This is a genomic window from Bacillus sp. S2(2024) (assembly GCF_050474045.1).
Classification (GTDB): Bacteria; Bacillota; Bacilli; order Bacillales; family Bacillaceae_G; genus Bacillus_A; species Bacillus_A yunxiaonensis.
On sequence record NZ_JBFLUS010000003.1, the window covers coordinates 1754616 to 1777703 of the forward strand.

General features: G+C 36.3%; 20 protein-coding genes. 18 read left to right on the forward strand and 2 right to left on the reverse strand.

Annotated features, from left to right (window positions below; all coding sequences use genetic code 11):
* Window positions 1-907: 907 nt before the first annotated feature.
* The 4 genes from dat to AB1284_RS08770 all read left to right on the forward strand — a co-directional run bounded on the left by dat (window position 908) and on the right by AB1284_RS08770 (window position 4066).
* Window positions 908-1777 carry a D-amino-acid transaminase gene (dat, locus tag AB1284_RS08755; protein WP_429750096.1) on the forward strand — a complete coding sequence of 290 codons (870 nt, stop codon included), beginning with the start codon at window positions 908-910 and terminating at the stop codon, window positions 1775-1777.
* 180 nt (window positions 1778-1957) lie between these two features.
* Window positions 1958-2605, forward strand: a complete 648-nt coding sequence (locus AB1284_RS08760; protein WP_429750094.1) for a nitroreductase family protein — start codon at window positions 1958-1960, stop codon at window positions 2603-2605.
* A gap of 293 nt (window positions 2606-2898) precedes the next feature.
* Complete coding sequence (locus AB1284_RS08765) at window positions 2899-3387, forward strand: hypothetical protein (protein WP_429750092.1); 489 nt, start codon at window positions 2899-2901, stop codon at window positions 3385-3387.
* Window positions 3388-3517: 130 nt separating this feature from the next.
* Window positions 3518-4066 carry a cysteine hydrolase family protein gene (locus AB1284_RS08770; RefSeq protein ID WP_429750091.1) on the forward strand — a complete coding sequence of 183 codons (549 nt, stop codon included), beginning with the start codon at window positions 3518-3520 and terminating at the stop codon, window positions 4064-4066.
* 42 nt (window positions 4067-4108) lie between these two features.
* Here AB1284_RS08770 and AB1284_RS08775 read toward each other — a convergent pair whose 3' ends face one another.
* Window positions 4109-4699, reverse strand: coding sequence for a class I SAM-dependent methyltransferase (locus tag AB1284_RS08775; protein ID WP_429750089.1), 591 nt, complete (start codon window positions 4697-4699; stop codon window positions 4109-4111).
* Window positions 4700-4868: 169 nt separating this feature from the next.
* Between AB1284_RS08775 and AB1284_RS08780 the strand changes: the two genes are divergently transcribed.
* The 14 genes from AB1284_RS08780 (at window position 4869) to hcp (ending at window position 22503) form a co-directional block, all read left to right on the forward strand.
* A complete protein-coding gene (locus AB1284_RS08780; RefSeq protein WP_429750087.1) occupies window positions 4869-5987 on the forward strand; it encodes a histidine kinase in 1119 nt (372 codons plus the stop codon).
* Window positions 5988-6000: 13 nt separating this feature from the next.
* Window positions 6001-6636: a response regulator gene (locus tag AB1284_RS08785; protein WP_429750085.1), complete on the forward strand. Its 636-nt coding sequence runs from the start codon at window positions 6001-6003 to the stop codon at window positions 6634-6636.
* A gap of 163 nt (window positions 6637-6799) precedes the next feature.
* Complete coding sequence (locus AB1284_RS08790) at window positions 6800-7336, forward strand: NADPH-dependent FMN reductase (protein WP_429750083.1); 537 nt, start codon at window positions 6800-6802, stop codon at window positions 7334-7336.
* Window position 7337: 1 nt separating this feature from the next.
* Window positions 7338-8567 (forward strand): MFS transporter, encoded by a 1230-nt coding sequence (locus AB1284_RS08795; protein ID WP_429750082.1) that lies wholly within the window; start codon window positions 7338-7340, stop codon window positions 8565-8567.
* A 440-nt stretch (window positions 8568-9007) separates the two neighbouring features.
* Entirely contained in the window at window positions 9008-10726 is a 1719-nt protein-coding gene (locus tag AB1284_RS08800; protein WP_429750080.1) for an alpha-keto acid decarboxylase family protein, read from the forward strand.
* A gap of 358 nt (window positions 10727-11084) precedes the next feature.
* A complete protein-coding gene (locus AB1284_RS08805; RefSeq protein WP_429750078.1) occupies window positions 11085-11642 on the forward strand; it encodes a YdcF family protein in 558 nt (185 codons plus the stop codon).
* Between the two features lie 102 nt (window positions 11643-11744).
* Window positions 11745-12734, forward strand: coding sequence for an ABC transporter ATP-binding protein (locus tag AB1284_RS08810; RefSeq protein ID WP_429750076.1), 990 nt, complete (start codon window positions 11745-11747; stop codon window positions 12732-12734).
* Entirely contained in the window at window positions 12721-14211 is a 1491-nt protein-coding gene (locus tag AB1284_RS08815) for an ABC transporter permease/substrate-binding protein (RefSeq protein ID WP_429754316.1), read from the forward strand. Before AB1284_RS08810 ends, AB1284_RS08815 begins: the two co-directional genes overlap by 14 nt.
* A gap of 240 nt (window positions 14212-14451) precedes the next feature.
* On the forward strand, window positions 14452-15879 hold the full coding sequence (arcD, locus tag AB1284_RS08820) for an arginine-ornithine antiporter (protein WP_429754315.1): 1428 nt from the start codon (window positions 14452-14454) through the stop codon (window positions 15877-15879).
* A 191-nt stretch (window positions 15880-16070) separates the two neighbouring features.
* On the forward strand, window positions 16071-16331 hold the full coding sequence (locus tag AB1284_RS08825; RefSeq protein ID WP_429750074.1) for a LemA domain protein: 261 nt from the start codon (window positions 16071-16073) through the stop codon (window positions 16329-16331).
* A gap of 83 nt (window positions 16332-16414) precedes the next feature.
* Window positions 16415-18229, forward strand: a complete 1815-nt coding sequence (locus AB1284_RS08830) for an AAA family ATPase (RefSeq protein WP_429750073.1) — start codon at window positions 16415-16417, stop codon at window positions 18227-18229.
* Window positions 18219-20069: a hypothetical protein gene (locus AB1284_RS08835; RefSeq protein ID WP_429750071.1), complete on the forward strand. Its 1851-nt coding sequence runs from the start codon at window positions 18219-18221 to the stop codon at window positions 20067-20069. The genes AB1284_RS08830 and AB1284_RS08835 overlap by 11 nt, the downstream gene beginning before the upstream one ends.
* A 444-nt stretch (window positions 20070-20513) precedes the next feature.
* On the forward strand, window positions 20514-21110 hold the full coding sequence (locus tag AB1284_RS08840; protein ID WP_429750069.1) for a hypothetical protein: 597 nt from the start codon (window positions 20514-20516) through the stop codon (window positions 21108-21110).
* A 106-nt stretch (window positions 21111-21216) separates the two neighbouring features.
* On the forward strand, window positions 21217-22503 hold the full coding sequence (gene hcp, locus AB1284_RS08845; RefSeq protein ID WP_429750067.1) for a hydroxylamine reductase: 1287 nt from the start codon (window positions 21217-21219) through the stop codon (window positions 22501-22503).
* 52 nt (window positions 22504-22555) lie between these two features.
* On the opposite strand, the gene AB1284_RS08850 is transcribed toward hcp, so the two are convergent.
* Window positions 22556-23047 (reverse strand): chromosome segregation protein, encoded by a 492-nt coding sequence (locus AB1284_RS08850; protein WP_429750065.1) that lies wholly within the window; start codon window positions 23045-23047, stop codon window positions 22556-22558.
* Between the last annotated feature and the right edge of the window lie 41 nt (window positions 23048-23088).

Sequence of the window (23088 nt, forward strand, 5' to 3'; positions counted from 1 at the left end):
CCACTATTCGTGGGCAGTAAGACCCCCGTCTCAAGATTCAAAGTGAAACATTGTCCAGCTTTAGCTGCTAGAATCTCTGGTCGTTTCGGCTCCTCGGACGAGGCAAAAAGCGCCTCTCTGTCGGGTGCTCCAACGTCCTACGATTCTGAGCGAGCCGCTTCCGCTTTTCTTAAGCAGATAGGTGGGGGATGAAAAAAACACTGATGGAAGTTTCACTTTATCTTAATTCTGTCAAATAAATCTTTAAAATGGGATGTGTACTAAAAAACTAGGGTTCCATGTATTTTACAGGGATCCCTAGTTTTTGTGAGTAGAAAACTATACTTTTTCAATGTATAAAGAGGCTTTCCGTTATGATAATTGTTTGAGATAATAACGTCTTCTTTTATTCATTCGTAGATTTTGGCGCTGTTTCCTGTGAAATCGCTGCTTCCAATTCTGACTATAAGAATGAATAGAGCGTACAATTAAAGGCGAAAATGCCCCGCTGAAACTATTATATCCTTCGAGAAACCCCAAGCTAATCCCCCCTTTTTAGGAGATAAAAAACTGTGAGAATTAGATACCTTAAACGGTTCGCGTCTAATATTTTATGTATATATATGTGTGATGAGCAAGTCCTCCTGTAGATTATGTTAGCGTTTAAGGTAGGAGTAGTTCAAGTTACTGTAATTTTATCCCGTTATTCGCGGGCAGATAACTGCTGGTGTGCGCCTGATTGGTGAAAGCTTTCCATCAATGGGAGGTGACACTGATGAAAGTTTCAATTTACTCCATAAATCCCCTAAGAATAACAGTATATGTAGAGAATATTTTATTTTGTATTCAAATGGATTGAAAATTGATTCTTTTCAAACGATTTAGGTTGTACAATAGAAATATCTGTATCAAGAGGAGGAAAAATGGTATGGAAAGTAATCATAAAGATTGGATTTTATTTAATGGAAGCATTGTGAATACGAAAGAGAAAGAACCAATGATTTCATTAGAAGAGAGAGGGTTACAGTTTGGGGATGGGGTATATGAAGTATTTCGTTTATATGATGGGAAGCCTCATTTATTAGATCTCCATTTAGATCGTTTCTTCAGATCTATGGAAGAAATTGAATTAGAATCGCCATTTACAAAAGAAGAACTTATTTCTCAACTGCAACAATTGATTGAAAAGAATCAATTTAAAGAAGATGGAAATGTATATATTCAAATTTCGAGAGGTGTGCAACCTAGAAATCATTTGTTCGAACTAAATCTCCAGCCTACATATTATGCAAATATCGTACCATTTCCGAGGCCAACTTCGCTTATAGAAAATGGAATTAAAGCGACAGTAGCTGAAGATATACGTTGGCATCGTTGTCATATTAAATCTCTTAATTTACTTCCTAATATCATGATTAAAAATAAAATTGCAAAAGAAGGCTATTATGAAGCAATTTTAGTTCGTAATGGCATTGTAACAGAGGGGTGTCATTCTAATTTCTTTATCGTGAAAAATGGAACCCTTATTACACATCCTGCGAATCAATTTATTTTGTATGGAATTACACGTCATCACGTAATTTCCTTAGCAAAGCAGTTGAATATTCCTGTAGAAGAACGCTATTTTTACCTTCAAGAAGTATATGAAGCGGAGGAGTGTTTTTTTACAGCTACGCCTATTGAAATTGTACCAGTAACGCAAATTGGAGAAGATTGGTACCAAACGGAAGAACAAAAAGTTATAAGAAAGTTGCAGGCAGCGTATAAAGAAAGTGTTTATACTGCTAACATAAAGTGAAGTTTCCATCAGTGGGGGGTACTGCCCGCGAATAGCGGGATAAAATAAAAATGGTTTTTATTATGTGTTAAAAGTTAATAAATACTTAAAAGGCTGGAAAATGTCCAGCTTTTTTTGTTATATGATATAATCAGACTGGTATGGATTTTGAAAACGTTATAAAAGGGGATTTTGAATTATATGGATTATCAAGCATTCAAAGAGGTTATTCATGGACGCCGTAGCGTTCGTAAATTTACAGAGCAAGACGTTTCTGTGGAAGATATCGAAGAAATTATTGATTGTGCGAGATATGCACCGAGTGATACAAATTCACAAACGTGGGAATTTGTCGTTATTATGAATCGTGACAAAATCAAAGACATAGAAGAAATGACATGGAATGCATTACATAAACGAGCAGTAGAGGCAATAGAAAAAGGGGAAGAAAAAGCAGGGAAGTTATTGACTCGTTCTTTTGGACCATACGCAACAGCTTTTTCAGATGCGCCTGTTTTAATCATTTGTTTAGCAACGCCATATCAGTCTAAGTTTCGTGAAAAGATTTTTGATCCGATTGAATTTGTTCCAGAGTCTATTTGGGAAGAAGAAGGAATTAAAAGCAGCTGTTTAGCTGCACAAAACTTAATGCTCGCAGCCCATGCTCGTGGTCTTGGTACATGTCCAATGACAGGACCGGTGTTATTAGCACAGGAGGAGCTAAGAAGCTATTTACAAATTGGATCTGATAAACAAATTAATATGGTTATCTCATTAGGCCATCCAAAGGATCAGCCGAAAAAGTTAGCTCGAAAAGAGGTAGCGGAAATTACAAAATTTATTAAATAAAGTAAGACTTCTATTAATAGAGATAAACGTTGAAATAATCTTAGTTGTATGGACTAAGATTATTTTTCATGTAGAAATGAAGGAAATATATAATTAAGAGGCTGTAAAGAATACTGAAAAGGATTTACTAAAAATTTCTTGTGGAAATAATGATGATAATAGAGGGATAAGTATGGTACAGTAAGTTGTGTAAAGTAACATGCTTTGTTTAAGAAAGTGTTTCAAATAGATGCATATATTCAAAAATTATTTTTATATAATAAATTAACATTAAGATACAGGGGGAATGGATTTTGAAAAAATTCATAATCACTGGATTATCTGTTATGTTGTTAGTGGGCTGCGGAGTAACAAAAGAAAAGAAGGTAAAGGAAGAAACGCGGCAAGAACAAACTGTTCATGCACAGCAAGAAAGTAAATCTTCATTCCCAGAAGGGATCACTTCAGTTGGTGAAGGAAAAGTGAAAGTTACTACGCCAGATGGTACATCAGAAAATGGGAATGTGCCTGCAGTATTTATCAAAAAAGATACGATTATTCAACAAGTAGAAATCGAACTTGCAAATTTCCAACAGGATAAAGAAGTGTTTGTATATGTTGATAAACAATTTGAAGAAACGCATCAAGTAATCGAACTAACACAAACGATAATTGCATTAAAAGAAAAGACATTACAACCAGGTATTCATACCGTAACAGCAATCCAGTATGAAAATAATGATCCAAATGGAAAAGTAATTAACTTTGCCCAGGCGAAGTTTGAAAATAAACCAGCACAGTAAAAGAAATCTGCTCTAGAAGCAGGTTTTTTTTGTTTTCATAGGGATTGTTATAACATATGTCGAATCTGTAATAAGTCGTCGTTATAACACGTTTTCTATTGTTTAATGTGAAACGAAAGGAAGAGAAAAGATGAAACGAGCACTTATTAATATTGATTATACATATGACTTTGTAGCAGAAGAGGGGGCACTAACATGTGGAAAACCAGCGCAAGTTATAGAAGAGTATATTGTAGAAATAACGAAGCAGCATATTGAAACTGGAGATTATGTTGTGTTTGCCGTTGATAAACATGTAGAAAATGATTCTTATCATCCAGAGACTAGATTATTTCCACCGCATAATATAGCAGAAACAAAAGGAAGAGATTTATACGGTGAATTGCAAAATGTATACGAAAAATACAAAAATAATGAAAATGTATACTACATGGATAAAACACGGTACAGCGCTTTTGTTGGAACGGACTTAGAAATTAAGCTTCGTGAAAGAGGGATACAAGAAGTGCATCTTGTTGGTGTTTGCACAGATATTTGTGTGTTACATACAGCAGTAGATGCTTATAACAAGGGATTTCGTATTGCCGTATACGAAAAGGCAGTTGCGTCATTTAATGACCAAGGGCATAAATTTGCATTACAGCACTTAAAGTCTTGTTTACAAGCTGAAGTAAAGTAAGAGGACAAAACCGCCAGAAAAATAAGGATTCTGGCGGTTTTGCTATTTTCTTGCAACTATACAAATCGATCCTCTATATTCATGAAATACCACGTTGTTATACCCAGTTTCTTTTAGTAATTTTTCTATATCTTCTTTTGTTTTAAAGTATGTCATATGATACTTTATTTTATAGAGCTCAGCCACGATGATAAAATAGCCATTTGGTTTTAACACACGAAATATTTCTTTTACATCATTCTCTAAATCTGGCCAAAAATAATGTGTTTGAAATGCAGTAATCATATCAAAAAAGTGATTTGAAAAAGGCATAGAAGATACACTTGCTTGTTTTATAAGAACTTTTCCTGAATCCACATCTTTTTTATTTGTTTTGATAGAGTTTTCTACTGCCTGTTCCGAATAATCTATGCCGTATATTTTTCCGTAAGGATTCATTTTCGAGAGAGTATGTATTGTTTTTCCTCCGCCGCAACCTATATCGAGCACGTTCGCATGTTCATTAATTTCAATGTTGCTTAAAGCCCATTTTGTCATACTGGTATGAGCCACATTCATAATGCATAGCATAGATGATCCGACAAAACCTTGTGGATTTTTAGCTTGTTCAATTAATTTGTTCAATACATTCAAATTCTTAACACCTTTCTTCTCTTGTTTTAATGTTGAAAAATTTTTTGTGGTATAAATTCCCTTTTTTGTTATTCTCCATACTTTTTTGAATTCCTTTATTATAGAAGTTTTTGTTTATTTTTAGTGTTTGAAATTTTCTTGATGTTATAATAAGAAATGGTGATGGAACATGAATGAAAATAAAAAACAAATGCATCGATTACAAGCGTTAAAAGAAATTGCCGAGTTATTAAATGAAGCGACTGATTTGCAGAAAATGTTAGAAAAAGTACTACATACGCTATTGCAAGTTATGAATTTGCAAACAGGATGGATTTTTTTTATTGATGAAAAAGGAACACATCGAATGCTTGTGGATACAAATTTGCCACCAGCACTTATATGGGAAGAAAAGAAACCAATGTGTGAAGGAGATTGTTGGTGTATTGATCGATTTGTTGCTGGACGTTTGCAAAAAGCAACAAATATTATTGAATGTAAGCGAATTGAAGATGCGGTTGAATTTGAATGGGGAGAAACAGAGAGTATTACTCATCATGCGACGATTCCGCTTCAAGCAGGAGAGGAAAAGTTTGGATTATTAAATGTCGCTTCTCCTCATAAAACGCATTTTTCAGAAGAAGAATTAGCTTTGTTAGAAGCGATTGCTCTTCAAATTGGGACAACGATTCAACGTATTAGGTTGGTTGAGAAAGAACAAAAATACGTAGTAGTGGCAGAAAGAAATCGACTAGCACGTGATTTACATGATTCTGTCAAACAGCTTCTCTTTTCAATTATGTTAACGGCTAGAGGAACGATTGATATGACGAAGGATAAAGAACTACAAGAGATGTTGAGGTACATAGGAGAGTTATCACAAGAGGCACTGCAAGAGATGACATTATTAATTTGGCAATTACGACCTGAGGGGTTAGAAAAAGGTCTTGCTGAAGCAATTCAGAATTATGGGAATTTACTTGGTATCCATGTAACGATGCGAATTGATGGAGTTATTTCGATAAGCGATGAAATAGAAGAAATGCTATGGCGTGTTAGCCAAGAAGCGCTCCATAATTGTAAAAAACACGCATCTTGCGAAAAAGTATTTGTACATTTAAAAATTGAAAACAATATGTTGAAGTTTCAAATCGAGGATAACGGAGTAGGATTTATGAAAGAAAAAGTAAGAGATTCTGCGCTTGGTTTGAAAAATATGCAAGAGCGTATTGAGTTAATGAAAGGGAAGTTTCATATTCAAACGAAACCGGGAGAAGGAACGAAAATTGGGATTCAATTACCCATTTGAAAGGGGAATTTCATTGAAAATTAGACTGTTACTTGTAGAGGATCATCACATTGTACGAAGAGGTCTTGTTTTCTTTTTAAAGACAAAAGAAGAGTTTGACATTATTGGTGAAGTGGGAGATGGAGAAGAGGCATTGCAATTTATTCAACAAAAACGACCTGATGTCGTATTAATGGATGTGTCGATGCCGAAAATGGATGGAATCGAAGCAACGAAGCGCATGAAACAATATGATCCATCTATTAAAATACTTATGTTAAGCAGTTTTTCAGAACAAGATTATGTTCTTCCAGCACTCGAAGCAGGTGCAGATGGATATCAATTAAAAGAAGTACAACCGGATCAACTTGTAGCTTCCATTATTGCAGTTTATCAAGGGAATGCTAATTTCCATCCGAAAGTAACGCCTGCTTTATTAGGACGCCAAGCAACAGTTGAGATAAAACAAGATAGTTTATCTATGCTAACGAAGCGGGAAAAAGAAGTGCTGCGTGAAATCGCTAAAGGAAGAAGTAATAAGGAAATTGCTGCAGAATTACATATTACAGAACAAACTGTAAAAACACATGTTTCAAATGTTCTTGCTAAATTAAATGTAGATGATCGAACGCAAGCAGCCCTGTATGCGGTAAAACATGGTGTTGTATAAGAAGGGGTAATTGAAATAAAACAGAAACTCATACGAAAGTATGAGTTTCTGTTTTATTTTTTCATACTATTTTCTCAATCGCTTTCCGTCTTTTTTACGGTTTATAAGAGGGAATTTTCTGATAAGATAAACATAGAAATTCAAATAAGGGAGAGAAATAATCATGAAACTAGTTGTAATTAACGGTACACCACGTAAATCTGGTAAAACTCGTGTCATTGCAAAGCATATTGCACAGACTTATAATGGAGAATTATATGATTTAGCTGTTGAGGCACTCCCATTATATAACGGAGAAAATTCTCAATATGAATTACAAGCAGTAACAAAGTTAAAGCAGCTTGTCAAAGAAGCGGATGGTGTTGTACTATGCACACCTGAGTATCATAATGCAATGAGCGGTGCTTTGAAAAATGCATTTGATTTTCTTGGAAGTAGCGAGTTTATGCATAAACCGGTTGGACTTCTTGCAGTTGCAGGCGGCGGTAAAGGCGGTATAAATGCATTAAATAGTATGCGCATTGTTGCAAGAGGTGTATATGCAAATGTCATTCCGAAACAAGTTGTCATTGATAGTCTTCATGTAGAGAACGAAGAACTAGGTGAAGATGCAAAACCACTTATTGCGGATTTATTAAAAGAATTGAGAGGATATATGAGCATCTTTCCAGAACTGAAAAAACAGTTAGGAGCTGATTAATATGTCATCTCTTTACCGTGATTCTCGGTTGTACTATATTCTTGGAGCCAATAGCTTATCGGCCATTGGCTCCGGCATTACGATGATTACGATTTCATGGCTACTTGTAACATCACCAGGTGGAAATACAATGTTTGGCTATATTTCAATTATATCTACACTTGTCATGTTTTTGTGTACACCGTTTATTGGACATTGTATTGATCGTTTTTCTCGTAAAACGCTACTCTTAGTGAATGAAGCCATTGGAGCAATTGCGGTCGGTATTATGGTATGTTGGGGATTTACAGGTCATTCCTATGAAACAATACATTACATTGTGCTGTATATAATAGGTTCATTTTATTATTTAGTATTTTATCCGAACATTTTCGCCTTTAATCAAGAAGTATTTGCACCGGAGCATTATAAATCATTAAGTGGAACGATGGAAATACAAGGACAATTGACACAAGTTATCGCTGGTGCAGTTGCAAGTTTTATGATTACAATTGTTGCTGTAAAATGGATTTTATTCATCAATATGTTAGCATATGTAGGCGCGTTTATATTATTGTTATTTATTCCTTATACAAGACAGAGTACAGAAAGCGGAAAACAACCATTCACAAAGCAAATTTTTGAAGGCGTTCATTTTATGAAGAAAAGAAAGAAATTATTTTGGTTTCTATTTGCGACATATATGCCGTTTATCGGTGTTATGATGACAAATTATTTAATGCCTGTGTACATTTCGGATGTATTAAAGGAAAGTGGATCCGTATATGGTACGGAAGGAATGATGTACGGTATCGGTGCAATGCTTGCAGGAATTGGTATTCCCATTCTTATGAAATATGTAAAAACAGAAGTGTCAATTGTAGTAACGATGTTCATTTATACAATTTCAATTACCGTAATGATTATAAAACCATCAGTCTTTTTATTATATGGCCTTGCTATTTTTATGGCGATTGGAAACGCTGGTACACGTGTTGCACGCAATGTGCTCATGATGGAACAAGTTCCAAACGAAGTAATCGGACGTGTTGATAGTCTATTTCGGTTTGTTGGTACAGGTGTACGCGTCATTCTTCTTCTTGTTTTTACAACATTTGTGTCCCAAATTGGTGTTATGGTTCCGTTTTATGCACTGAGCATATTATTAATTGGCGCGGCGAGTATGGGATTTTTGTATGTGAAAGTGCAGCGACAAGAACGAGTTGATATTACCAATAAAACGGTTGTATAGTGGCGAATCTAATACACATCATATAGATGTAACATTCTAAAAAAGGTGTGAAATCATATGGGAAAAACAAAAGCATTAGGTTCTGCTAAGCATAAAGGAAATCAAACGCAAGATCATACTTCTTCAAAGAAAGCACGCAATGCCCAAAATGCAGGGCAGCGTCAAGGCTAGAAAAATAGCGAGGATTTAATTTAAAGACATATAAATATTAACAGTAAAGATAGTAAGGATTGATCATCCCTACTATCTTTTTTTTTATAATATCATTTCGTCAACGCCTTACTTTTGCCATTACTTGAACAAAATAATGAAAGGATATAACGCACAGAAGATCGCTCATCGCTCTGTATGCCGGATAACCTGTTCAATGAAAGGGAACTATTAAAAGGGTGCTTATTACACAGAACAAGCCCAAGAAATGGATAAGGAGTGAGTGAGAGATGGATAACATGATGGCGGAGGGCGGCTCTGGCTCGACAAGCCGAACGGCTCAAAAAACAGTTGGCCAGTATTTGTTCGATTGCTTGAAGATGGAGGGCATTACCGAAATTTTCGGCGTCGCAGGGGACTATAATTTTACACTGCTTGATGCTCTGGAGCGGTATAATGGCATCCGGTTTATAAATGGAAGGAACGAACTAAACTCAGGTTATGCTGCGGATGGCTACGCAAGAATCAAAGGCATGTCCGCTCTTATTACGACCTTCGGGGTCGGGGAGCTCAGCGCCTGCAATGCGATAGCGGGAGCCAACAGCGAGCATGTGCCAATCATTCACATTGTGGGTGCGCCTCCTGAGAAGGATCAAAAGGAGCACAAGCTGATGCACCACACCCTAATGGATGGGAATTTTGATGTCTTCCGCAAGGTGTATGAGCAAATTACGGTTTATATCGCGGTGCTTACGCCGGAAAACGCCAAGATTGAAATTCCGGCTGCGATTCGCATTGCTAAGGAAAAGAAAAAGCCGGTATACCTGGTTGTGGCTGATGATATAGTGACCAAGCCGATCAATGCCCGAAAAGAGCCGATGCCGCCGCGTCCAACGTCCAACCTAAAAACCCTTCAAGCTGCGGCGAATCACGTCCGTCGGCTGCTAGAGCGTGCTCACAGGCCAGTTATCCTGGTGGATGCCAAAACAATGCGCTTTGGCCTTCAGACAGCAGTTCGACGGCTGGCTGACGCTATGAATGTGCCTGTTGTGACGATGATGTTTGGGAAGGGGGCATTCGACGAAACCCATCCAAATTATATCGGAATGTACCTAGGTTCTTTCGGAAGTTCTGAAGTCCAAAGTACGGTGGAAAATGCAGACTGTATCATTGCGGTCGGCATGTTATGGGCGGACACCAACACTGCGAATTTTACCGCAAAGCTGAACCCGCTGGTGACTGTCAATATTCAACCGGACATGGTCAAGGTCGCTGAGGCGGAATATCCGAATGTTTTTGCAGCCGACATGCTGCTTGCAGTGCAGAAGGTGGGTTACATAGGTCAAGGTTTGGCAGGAAATTTGTTATTCCCTTACGATCAAGTCACAGCTAGTGCCGAAGAGCCTCTAATGGCGGCCGGCTATTATCCTCTTTTTCAGCGCATGCTGAAAGAAGGTGATATTGTGATTGCCGAGACAGGGACGTTCTACAATGGAATGGCTGAGGTGAGACTGCCGAGCAATGTAACATATATTGGGCAAGGAGGATGGGGATCCATCGGTTACGCAACCCCCTCAGCGTTCGGTGCCATTATCGCCGCACCGGAACGTCGAGTGTTGCTGTTTACAGGTGACGGCTCCTTGCAACTAACAGCCCAGGAGATCAGTTCCATGCTCTATTACGGCTGCAGGCCCATAATCTTTGTCTTGAACAACGATGGTTATACAATCGAGAAATATTTGAATGTCAAAACAGAGAATCAAAAGTACAACCAAATCCCTCGATGGTCTTATACCAAGCTGGCTGAAGTCTTTGGAGGCAACGCGTTTACCGTTACGGTCCGGACCTATGGAGAGCTTGATCAAGCTATAACCCAAGCTGAAAAGGAACGTGCCGAAAGACTTTGTATCATTGAAATGATCGCCGGGAACCCGATGGACGCACCCGAATATATGCGACAGATGCGCAGTTATATGGAGATGCAGGAGATGCAGCGCAGCCAGAAATAGTCCTGAATAACACGAATGTTCCTGAAAGATGGATCTGATCTTTAAGGGGATACCCTTGAAAAATGGTTATGGAGAAAAATTAGCATTTTTAAGCCACTCCCTTCTATTAGCTACCTAAACTTTGCTAAGCAATTCTTTCTGTTACTCCCAGTTGGACAAAAAATATCATTATTTTGGTGGTGTTTTTTAACTCATGTGAACATTGTGGAATATCTAAAAAAATGGCGTTCCATGTGGGTAAGAGTTAATAGGAAGAACGTGGGGATTTTTTTGAAATCAAGTGTGTACCACAAGATAAAGTACTTCTGCATAATCCCTTTCTTTTATATAATAAAGGAGAAAGGGAGAGAACTGCTATATGAATAAATGGTTTTTATTATTACTATTGTTATTGCCGCCATTATACGTTGTGTATATGACATACCGCATTAAGAAAACTGCCAATGAAAAAGTAAGTCATACAGCGCCATATGTTTTAGTTTTAGGCGCAAGATTAATTGGGGATAAACCATCATTAGCACTACAAAATCGATTAGACGTAGCGCTCGGTTATTTACATTTGCATCCAAAAGTAAAAGTAGTTGTATCTGGTGGGCAAGGAGACGATGAGGATATTCCAGAAGCACTTAGTATGTGCCGTTATTTAATGGAAAACGGTATTGAAAAAGAACGAATTTTACTCGAAGATCGTTCTACAAGTACATATGAAAATATAAAGTTTTCTATTGATTTATATGATGTGAAGCATGCCGTTGTAGTAAGCAACACTTATCATTTATACCGAACAAAAATTATTGCAAATCGTTTAGGGATAAGGATGGAATCACTTGCTGCATCAACGCCAAAGCGTTCGAAGAAAAAGGCATATATACGTGAATATGCTGCTATTATGAAAACAATTTTAGTGGATCATTAGAGCTCAAAATAGAGCTCTTTTTTATTTTGAAAACACAAATCATTTGAAAAAAGATTAAATTTCCGTGAGAATGGAAGAGAGAATGAAAAAGGAGTTGTGTATGTGATTCAATTTGAACGCGTTTCAAAAACATTTGATGATGGAACGAAGGCAGTAGACTCTCTACAGTTAGAGATTCGTAAAGGGGAATTTTTTGTTTTGATTGGCCCGAGTGGGTGCGGGAAAACAACAACAATGAAAATGATTAATCGATTAATTGAAACAACAGAAGGCGACATTTTTATTGATGGAAAGAACATTCGGGATTATAACATTCATGAATTACGATGGGATATTGGCTATGTATTACAACAAATTGCATTATTTCCGCATATGACAATTTCAGAAAATATTGCGGTTGTACCAGAAATGCGCAAATGGAGTAAAGCGAAAATTAAAAAGCGTGTCGATGAATTATTAGAAATGGTTGGTTTAGATCCTAATATATATAGGGGACGTATGCCAAATGAATTATCTGGCGGTCAAAAGCAGCGTGTTGGTGTTGTGCGGGCACTTGCAGCTAATCCGAAAATTGTTTTAATGGATGAGCCATTTAGTGCACTTGACCCTTTAAGCCGTGAGCAGTTGCAACGTGATTTAGTAGCCTTGCAAAGAAAGATTCAAAAAACAATTGTCTTCGTAACACATGATATGCAAGAAGCGTTATCGCTTGGCGATCGCATTTGTATAATGAAAGATGGAAGAGTTGTCCAACTTGATACGCCAGAAGTGATTTTACAAAATCCCGCAAATGCATTTGTAGAAGAATTTATTGGGAAGCCAAGATTATCAACTTGGTATGATAATAGAAAAGTAGAGGATAAAGTATCCATATTGGCACAAGAAGGGAAACGAGTTGATGGTACTCCACTTTCGACTGAAGTTACCTTGCAAGATGCTTTACTTCGTTTAAAACATGAAAAAGAAATACCAATCGAACAAAATGGTACATATATTGGTACATTAACAAGTCAACATATCGTTCATAGTAAATCAAATGAAAGAAAGGGGATAGACAGTGTCAGCATTATTACAGACGATGCAAGAGCGTAAACAGGAACTGTTAAGTGCTCTTTTGGAACATTTGCAAATTTCGTTGATTGCTTTATTTTTCGCAGTTCTTATCGCGGTTCCGCTTGGAATTTTGTTAACAAGACGAGAACGCATTGCTGAATGGATTATTGGTACTTCTGCTGTGATGCAAACCATTCCTTCCTTAGCGCTTCTTGGGTTATTAATTCCATTAGTTGGTATCGGAAAGGTTCCAGCTATAATCGCTCTTGTTACTTATGCATTGCTTCCTATTTTAAGAAATACATATACAGGTATTCGCAAACTAGATCCATCTCTTATTGAGGCAGCAAGAGCGATGGGTATGAACGGCTGGCGACGATTATGGAAAGTAGAAATACCACTTGCTTGGCCTTTTATTATGGCAGGGATTCGGACAGCAATGGTACTAATTGTTGGTACGGCGACATTAGCTGCTTTAATTGGAGGCGGGGGATTAGGAAGGCTTATCTTGCTTGGAATTGATCGAAATGATCACGCTCTTATTTTGTTAGGTGCTATTCCAGCTGCACTATTAGCATTGTTCTTTGATGGAGTGCTACGCATGATTGAGCATGCAGGATATTCACCAAGGCGAATAGCTGTTGCATCAGTTGCTGTAGTTGTAATCATAATCGCACCTTTTCTTTGGAGTACACAGAAGAAAGATATCATAATTGCTGGTAAGCTTGGTTCAGAACCGGAAATTTTAATTCAGATGTATAAACAATTAATTGAACAGGATACCGATTTAAAAGTAGAAACAAAACCAGGTTTTGGAAAAACATCTTTTGTATTTGAAGCATTAAAATCTGGAGAAATTGATATTTATCCGGAATTTTCAGGAACAGCATTATCAACTTTCGTAAAAGAAGAACCAAAAAGTACAGATCGTCAAGAAGTATACGAACAGGCGCGAAATGGCATGGAGCAGAAATATAATATGAAGCTGTTAAAACCAATGAAATATAACAATACATACGCATTAGCGGTGCCAAAACAAATCGCGGAGCAGTATAACATAAAGACTATTTCTAATTTGAAAAACGTCTCTTCTCAAATGAAAGCTGGATTTACACTTGAATTTGCAGATAGAGAAGACGGATATAAAGGAATACAAAAGCTATATAATATACAGTTTCCGAATTTAAAAACAATGGAACCGAAATTGCGTTATAGTGCGGTTCAATCTGGTGATGTAAATGTCATTGATGCTTATTCAACAGACAGCGAATTACAGCAATATGGTCTACAAGTACTAGAAGATGATAGAGGGTTATTTCCGCCCTATCAAGGAGCACCATTATTACGCGAAGAGACGTTAAAAAAATATCCAGAGATTGAAAAATCACTAAACAAACTTGCTGGGAAAATTACTGATGAAGAAATGCGTAAAATGAATTATGAAGTGAATGTAGAAGGGAAAGCAGCAGAGAACGTAGCACATGAATTTTTACAAAAAGAAGGACTGTTGAAATAGACATAATTTACAAATATAACCTTTGAAAAGTCGTTTATACAAAAATAAACGACTTTTTTTGTGCATACTTATACTTTTTTTCGAAAAAGTATTCCATTTTTGTTCGTTTTCTTTTAGAATAAGTAATGTTTTTCTGAAAGAATATAAAATGAAACAGTTCGTCATTTTCAGGGTACGTATTTGATATATAAATGACTCATAATATGAATGCCTGTTAGAACGGAAAGAACACATCAAGAAATTGCAGATGGGGTGATACCAATAGAAAAGAAATTAGGATTTTTTCCATTAATCGCACTTGTAGTAGGAACAATGGTTGGAGGCGGGGCATTTAGTTTACCGCACGATTTAGCAACAGGAGCCAACAGCGGTTCCATTTTAATTGGTTGGTGTATTACAGGGCTAGGAATGATTCCGCTTACCCTCGTATATCAATCGTTGGCATATCGAAAGCCTGAACTTGAGGGTGGTATTTATAGTTATGCACGCGCTGGATTTGGGGAATATATTGGATTTAACAGCGCATGGGGATATTGGATTGCTGGAATATTAGGCAACGTTGCAACAATTATGATGTTATTTAACACATTAGCATATTTTTTCCCAATTTTTAAAGGCGGTAATAATGTTCCGGCTATCATTGGTGCATCACTCGTATTGTGGACGCTTCATTTTCTTATTTTACTTGGAATTCGTGAAGCCTCTATTATGAATTTTATTGCGACAATTGGTAAGCTTGTTCCAATTGTGCTATTTATTGTAATTATGATTACGGCGTTTCGTTGGGATATATTTACGCATGACTTTTGGGGAAAAGGAACAGTCTCATTATCTTCTGTATTTGGACAAGTGAAGAACACGATGCTCGTTACGCTTTGGGTATTTATTGGCGTAGAAGGAGCCGTCGTTTTATCAGGACGAGCGAAACGTAGTCGTGATGTTGGAAAAGCAACTGTATTTGGTTTACTGCTAGTAATGAGTATTTATATTCTTATTTCTGTTTTATCGCTAGGGGCGATGTCACGAGAGGAACTAGCAGCACTTGAAACGCCGTCAATGGGACATGTACTTGAACATGTCGTTGGTTCATGGGGAGCATTGGTTATTAACTTAGGATTAATCGTTTCTCTTATCGGTACATTAATCGGCTGGTTTTTACTCGTTTCAGAAATTTCTCACGTGGCCGGAAAAGACGGTGTATTTCCAAAGGTATTTACAAAAACGAATAAAAATCATACACCGCATATGGCATTATGGATTTCAAACTGTGTTGCCCAAACAATATTTATTATTGTGTTATTTTCAGCATCCACATATCAGATCATGTATTTTATTGCATCGACATCGATTTTACTTCCATATGTATTTTCAGCACTATATCAGTTGAAATTAGTAATTACAAAAGCATATGAAGGAAATAGATTGAAAGATGGGATACTTGCTATTATGGCATCAGTATATGGTTTCTGGCTTGTGTATGCAGCTGGATTGAAAAACCTATTACTTGTTTCTTTAGTATATGGGATTGGACTTATCGTGTATGTCGCTGCAAGAAAAGAACAAGGAAATCGTTGTTTTACCCGTGCTGAACAATATGTGATGATTGTCATTTTACTCGCAGCATGTGCATCTATTTACATGTTAGCTACTGGAAAGATTGGAATGTAAATATATCAATCCAAAAAAGGATTTATGCTAAAGTGAGAGCATAAATCCTTTTTTATTGGTGAATTTGGTTTATCTAAAAGGAAATCATTTCTTCTGCGTGATTTCTTATGTATCAACTTTAAAAGAAATAGCAGGGATTTATTTCAATTTACAGAATATTTAGTTTATAAGGTGTGTAGGAGGGGATTGTTATGGAAGAGAAGGAAAAATTGTTGCGTATTGTAGAGTTAGCAAAAGACGTTCAGAAATTATTAGTGCAAGAATCGTTCTTTAATCGACATCCCGAACTGCGCGGAGCGGTAGAGAATTTAGCGTGTTCTGTAGAAGTTTTAGCCAATATGCATATACAAGGAGACGAGAATGCAGAAGATACATTACGTTATGTATTAGCAAAAATGAAGATTGCCCACAATGCAATTTTTCAAGAAAAACAAGGTTCTCATTTAACCTGACGATAAGCGTCAGGTTTTTTGTTTCTAGTTTGCTTTTATTGTTCATACAATGATAAAAGCATCGAAAAAAGAAGGTGAGCGAGATGAAACTAGAGAAAGCTCTTCATCCAAGCTTTGTAAAAAGATTACAGCATATGCGTTTTGTTGGGAAATTTGTAGAAGAGCAGAAGGGGAAGAAAGGCTCGTTTTTTGTTGTTTGTCTTTCACCGATTCCAAACATTATTGAAGCTGCTTTTGGAGAACGTTCTTATATATTTGAGGGTTTATATAAAAATAAACAAAATGAAAAATTTTTTGCAACTATAAAAGAAGGAAAACGAGAAAAACAATTGTTGTTATTTCGTCTTTCTTATACAGGAGGCGCTTTATATGTGGAATTAATACGTGCAGAAGAACGTGAAATAGCAAATTCCTATAAAATGATTCCTTCTCCTAAACTATCAGCTCCAAAAGCGAGAGAAGCATTGGAAAGAAAACTTGGAAAAGGATATGTTTCATTTTTGATACCAAAATTCCCGCATGATTTCGGTACGCCAGAGTTGTTATGGTATGAAGGACGGATATATGGGAATATATTTTTGAAGCCTTCGTATAGTGCCATTATGTATCGGGAGCAGAGGAGGGATGTTCGTTACCTTGATGTAGACGATTGGATGCAATATGCCGAGATGAATGTCGAGAATAGTTTGTTTTTTGTTCGAACAGAAGTGTATGAACAGTTAGAAAAACAAGTAAAAGAGAGTGGAAAACAAGTTGAAATTATCGATATAGGTAAACAAGAGAAAGAAAATGAATGGAATGAACGTGAACATTCATTTTTACAGTATGTAAAGCAAATTATCGCAGAAAAAGAATTATATATTGATGAGAGCGATATTTACAATTTTCATATTTGTGTAAAGACAAATCTATTAACAATAGTAGGGGGTATGCCTGGTATTGGGAAGTCACAATTTGTGCAAACCTATGCGGAAGCACTCGGATTAACATTTGGAAAAAATCTTATTTGGATTCCGGTGTCACCATCCTATCAAGAACCTCATGATGTACTCGGTTATCTACATTCAAATGGAACGTATATGGAAAGTGAAACAAAACTTGTACGAACACTTTTAGATGCCGCTGAAAATCCAAATCAATTATATATGATTGTATTTGATGAAATGAATATGTCGTATATTGAGCATTGGTTTACTCCTTTTTTATCTCTCCTGCAGTTAGATCGGAAAAATCGTATTTTATCTTTGTATGCAGCTTGTAATGAAACAGAACAGGATATACCATCACAAATTGAAATTAGTGATAATATCATTTTTATTGGTACAGTTAATTTTGATGAAACAACAAAGGAGCTATCTGACCGTTTATTAGATCGTGTAAACGTTGTATTACTTCAAAAAATTCCATTTTGTGAGATGACCATGGTGGAGCGAAAAACGTTACATCTCCCGTTTGCATTTTCTGTTTCCGCATCAGAATTTCGAATGAACTGGGTTCATCGTAAGGCAATGCTCGATGTATTTACAGATGAAGAGTTGGAGTTATTAGATAAAATGCATCAACTGTTATTTCTTCACGATACTTCAAAAGGAATTTCATTTCGCGTTGCGTCAGCAATTGCATCTTATTTAAAAAATATTCCATGTGATGAAGGCCAATCTTTGTTAATAAGTCGTGAAGAAGCATTTGACCTTCAAATAAAACAACGTATTTTAACGAAGTTACGTGGTACAGAAGCAACAATTGGTGCATTGCTTCGTGAAGAGGGAAAAAAAGAGATGTCTCTTGTACAATTGCTGCAATCAGCACTTGCAAATCGTGTATCAACTTTTGAACATTCTCTAATGTATATGAAGCAAAAACGGCGGGAATTGGAGCTGTACGGATATGTTAAATGAGAGTGCGTATGAAACAGAAATTATAGAGACAGGAGAGAGGCTTCCTTTTGTACTGAAAATAATAGTAGGTGCAGAAGAGAAGGGGGAGCATGTTGTATTGAATCAACTTTGTGCTTCGCCAATTTCAATTTCTTCGTGTGTGTACAAAATTCAAGAATTAAAACCGCTACGGTTACATATACAATCACAAAATTCAATAAAGGTTACGTTTATTTGGAATAAAGTATATGAAGGACAAAAGCAACATATGGAATGGAAATATGAACTCCATGGACGGCAACGTACTGCTTTACTGTATGAGCATGGTAAAACAGACTATTTATATCCATGGCGCTGTGGTGTATATCATTTTGAAGTGCAGGTTGGAGAAGAACTATTTTATGGAGCATTTCAAATTGTTCCGAAAAACTTTTTTGATGATCAGCTAGAGTTAATTCAACAATATGTAAAGTCTGTGCTAGGTGGAATTATTTTAGATCGTGGGTATTATAAAAAGACGTTTGTTACGTTTACAGATATTGAAGATTATTCATATATGCGCATGCTCCGTACGCTGCCGCAAAAAATGAAAAAAGTAAAGCAGTTATATTATGAAGTTCAGCAAAAAACAAATTTCGAACAAGAGTATATATGGGAGATGAGAGAGAGAAAGCCTACAAGAAGAAGCATCATTACACGTGAGAAAAAGCCGTATGCAAAATGGTATAATCGCTGCTTTAGGGAGCAAAAGCATTGTAAAGAAAATGACTATGTAAAATATAAAACGAAGCAATTTTATAACAAGCTATTAGAAATTGATTCATTTTTACGCGAAACGATTCAGAAACTAGAGAGTGAACAACAAACGCGGAGAGAAGAGAAAAAAGCAGTGCATACCATTTTACAAACAATTGAACGAAATGGATCTGTGACCGAACGAGACAAACAAAAATATCGCAACATTCATTTGTTAAAAGACACTGACCTACGTAAAATGGCAATGAAAATTCAAGAGTATAAAGTGCTCTATACAATTTTGCAAAGTACACTCACATATTTTTCATATCTTCTATACACACCGTTTTGGAGAGGGGTTCGGGAAGAAGCCACGCTTACAACGCATTCGCTACCTCCTGTATATCATCAATTATTACATCAGCTTGAATTTTCACCGCATCGCAATGAATTAGAACCATCGTTTTTATTTGTTTATAAGCCGACATTTTTAATCTATGAGTACTATGCGTATTTTACTGTTATTGCAATTCTTCAAGAAATTGGTTTTATTGATTACTTGTCAATTGCAGAGCAAATTCAATCTTATTTTTATTTAGACGGTTTACAAGATGGAACAACAATTGTGTTAGACAATAAAGATTTGCAGTTGCATGTGGCATTTAATGATTTAATTGAAACACATCCGCTTATTGCGCTCAGTAAAAACAGTCATTTTTATAATGGAGAAGACACAAAAAAGCCGGATATCCGTATTGATTGTTATAAAAGAGGAGAAACCGCATACGAATATCAATCATCTATAATTATTGAAGTGAAATATAGTCCGATGTATAACATTTTTCAACCAGTTGGAAATACGAAAGCAACCGAACAGATGTACAAATATTGGTCAATTAAATATGTAGAAGAGCAGAATGGAAAACGATTATTTCATCGCCGTGCGATTTATGAAGTCATATGTGTATATCCAGGGAGCAATATGCATGCGAAAAAAATTGAAGCAGGTTGTGGTGTATTTTTACAATTGTATCCGTATAAAACGAAAAAGGGAGAAGAGAGGCTGGCAGGGAAAAAAGAACTAGTAAATATTTTTCAGCATTGGTTAGCGGAGATAAGGAAATAAAGTGAAACTTTTATCCCGCCATTCGCGGGCGTCCTGCGATTCTGGGTGAGCCGCTTCCGCTTTTCTACAGAAGATAGGTGAGGGATAGCTGGTGGCATGCGCCCGATTGGTGAGAGTTTTCTATCAGGGGAGGATGAAACCCCTCCCACTGATGGAAGTTTCATTTTATTAGTGGGGGACTTTATCTCCACTTATTTTTTGCTTCCTCTGAACCTTAAGGTGAGTATATGATTCCCTATATGTAACATGTTTCCTTTTTGTAGATGTTGTCATGTTTTTTGTAAATCTTTTATATAAATATAAAAGCAATACAGGAATCATGATTCATATATGGAAACTATAAATAAAGAAATAGTTTTTCTTGCATAGCATGTTTCCTTTTTATATGATAGATGGTGAAAGCGCTAACAAAAAAGTAAAGGGTGATGAGAAAGGCGGTGGAGTATGTTCCAACGTGTTCAAACAAAGGAAGACCATTTTTGGTTCGAACAATTATGGGGAGATTTTTGTGAAGAACGAAACTTAATGTTTGTAGAACGAAATTTAACACCTTCAAGATTTTTATTAGTAGAAGAAAATCATTATATCGGAACTGTCGAATGTATAAGTTATACAACACCTGAGCAATCAAATTCCGAGTTTTTTTACCCGTTTTCTGAAAATGAATATATACAAGGTTTAAAAAACGTGTACGAAATTGGAAAATTAAGTATTGCAAAAACATCTCGCGGTCGTGGACAATTTAAACAACTTGCGACGATTTTATTTATACATGCTTTAGAAGTAAAAGCAGAGTGGTATATTGCGGTTGTAACAAAGCGTATGTATATGTACTTACGTTCATTAGGGTTTCCAATTGAACCAATTGATGATTCGTTCGCTATTAATGATAAACTGCAAGGTGTACCGGTTCGCATTCATGTTATGAAAGGATTAACTCATATGTATTCTTTAAAAGAGTTTCGTGATGTGATTCAAGGAAATGCACATGCACAAGCTTTGATTCAAGAGAACAGTAAAAAAATTATGTTAACAAGATGAATAGTGTCACAAAATTGCATCATTCTATGTGATTATCATCACACCTTCCAATAGCGACTTGTATTACGCTTACATTGTAAAGATTGCTAGAGAGGGGATGGGAATGATGTTTTGTCATCAATGTGAACAAACGCCTACCGGCGGATGTAAAGTAATTGGAGTTTGTGGTAAAGACGAAACAATTGCAAGCTTACAAGATATTATTGTGTTTGCTTTAAAAGGAATTGCTGCATATCGTACCCATGCAGCGCAACTAGGGTACACAGATCCGTTTGTAGATGCAGTAACACATGAAGCTCTATATATGACGTTAACAAATTCAAACTTTAATGAACAAGAACATTTAGATATGGCAATGAAAGTTGGAAAAGCTGCTATTCGCGTGATGGAACTACTTGATAAGGCACATACTGAACATTTTGGAGTGCCGGAACCAGTACAAATTACACAAAATCGTGCCTCTGGAAAAGCGATTATTGTTACAGGGCATAATTTATATGCTCTAGAAGAGTTACTAAAGCAAACAGAAGGAAAAAATATCAATATTTATACACATTCTGAAATGCTACCAGCACACGGTTATCCACAGTTGAAAAAATATGCACATTTAAAAGGGAACATCGGAAAGGCTTGGTACGATCAGCGTCGTTTATTCGAAAAATTCCCAGGAGCAATATTAGCAACGACAAATTGTGTTATGCCAATTAAAGGCACATATGCAGATCGCTTCTTTTCCTATGACGTTGCAGGATTAGAAGGGGTACGTAAAATTGAAAATGATGATTTTACACCGCTTATTGAAACGGCATTGAAACTTCCAGATGCACAAATGGAATCAGAAGAACAATTAATAACAGGATTTCATCATGAGACGGTATTATCGCTGGCACCAGAAATTATTGATGCTGTGAACGCTGGTAAAATTCAACGTTTCTTTGTAATTGCTGGCTGTGATGCGCCGGGAAAAGGTGGAGAATATTACCGTGAATTAGCAACATCATTACCAGCAGAAACAGTTATTTTAACGACATCTTGCGGGAAATTTCGTTTTAATGATGTAGATTATGGTGTTGTACCAGAAACGAATATACCGCGTTATATTGATTTGGGGCAATGTAATAATTCGATTTCAACAGTAAAAATTGCAGTAGCTTTAGCAGAAGCGTTCCAATGTGAAATGAATGAGCTGCCAGTCAGTATTGTGCTGTCCTGGTTTGAGCAAAAAGCTGTAGCGATATTACTTGGGTTATTTAGCCTCGGTATTCAAGATATTCGCATTGGTCCAAAAGCGCCGGAATTTATATCACCGGGTGTACTGCAAGTGTTGCAAGATGCATTTCGCTTAAAACTAATTACAACAGCAGAAGAAGATATGAAAGCTATGCTATCGTAATAAACAAAGACGATGTTCATGAAGAACATCGTCTTTGTTTTATTATGATATATTAAAATCCAAAAATGCTTAAAAGCATTTTACGACGCTTCGGTTTTTCCTCCTGTTTTGCTGCTGCTACTTCTGGTGCAATATAAATTGATTCTTTTCGTTTAAGTGCCATTTCCAATTGCTCAATTTTTGCGTGCATTTCTTCCATTTCATTACGGTGTTGTAACAATTGATAATTCACAACATCATCTGCTTTTTCTTGTAATTTTTCTTCTAGTCGATCCAAGCGTAAGGAAATGTCTTTTAATTGTGTTATAAATTGCTGCATTTCATTGGATGGTGCTGCTTGAGCAGCATGATAAGAAGATGATTCATGCTCTTGGTTCGATACAGAGCGTTGAAATTCAAGCATTTGTTGTAAATCTTGTTCGTAAAAAACATAGTGTCCAAATTTATTCTTTTTTAATTCTAATCCAATTTGCTGTGCAAGACGGATGACAGCTTTTGGACTTGTACCTAGTTTTTTGGCGATCATCGGCGTTTTATATTCCACAATAACCCCTCCCATACCTTGTTGTTAGAAGGTTTCGTGAT

Excerpts from the sequence above, each read along its gene's own strand:
- dat (WP_429750096.1), top strand. The coding sequence starts at position 908 with ATGGAAAGTAATCATAAAGATTGGATTTTATTTAATGGAAGCATTGTG.
- AB1284_RS08760 (WP_429750094.1), top strand. The coding sequence starts at position 1,958 with ATGGATTATCAAGCATTCAAAGAGGTTATTCATGGACGCCGTAGCGTT.
- AB1284_RS08770 (WP_429750091.1), top strand. The coding sequence starts at position 3,518 with ATGAAACGAGCACTTATTAATATTGATTATACATATGACTTTGTAGCA.
- AB1284_RS08780 (WP_429750087.1), top strand. The coding sequence starts at position 4,869 with ATGAATGAAAATAAAAAACAAATGCATCGATTACAAGCGTTAAAAGAA.
- AB1284_RS08790 (WP_429750083.1), top strand. The coding sequence starts at position 6,800 with ATGAAACTAGTTGTAATTAACGGTACACCACGTAAATCTGGTAAAACT.
- AB1284_RS08795 (WP_429750082.1), top strand. The coding sequence starts at position 7,338 with ATGTCATCTCTTTACCGTGATTCTCGGTTGTACTATATTCTTGGAGCC.
- AB1284_RS08800 (WP_429750080.1), top strand. The coding sequence starts at position 9,008 with ATGGATAACATGATGGCGGAGGGCGGCTCTGGCTCGACAAGCCGAACG.
- AB1284_RS08805 (WP_429750078.1), top strand. The coding sequence starts at position 11,085 with ATGAATAAATGGTTTTTATTATTACTATTGTTATTGCCGCCATTATAC.
- AB1284_RS08815 (WP_429754316.1), top strand. The coding sequence starts at position 12,721 with ATGCAAGAGCGTAAACAGGAACTGTTAAGTGCTCTTTTGGAACATTTG.
- AB1284_RS08825 (WP_429750074.1), top strand. The coding sequence starts at position 16,071 with ATGGAAGAGAAGGAAAAATTGTTGCGTATTGTAGAGTTAGCAAAAGAC.
- AB1284_RS08830 (WP_429750073.1), top strand. The coding sequence starts at position 16,415 with ATGAAACTAGAGAAAGCTCTTCATCCAAGCTTTGTAAAAAGATTACAG.
- AB1284_RS08835 (WP_429750071.1), top strand. The coding sequence starts at position 18,219 with ATGTTAAATGAGAGTGCGTATGAAACAGAAATTATAGAGACAGGAGAG.
- AB1284_RS08840 (WP_429750069.1), top strand. The coding sequence starts at position 20,514 with ATGTTCCAACGTGTTCAAACAAAGGAAGACCATTTTTGGTTCGAACAA.
- hcp (WP_429750067.1), top strand. The coding sequence starts at position 21,217 with ATGTTTTGTCATCAATGTGAACAAACGCCTACCGGCGGATGTAAAGTA.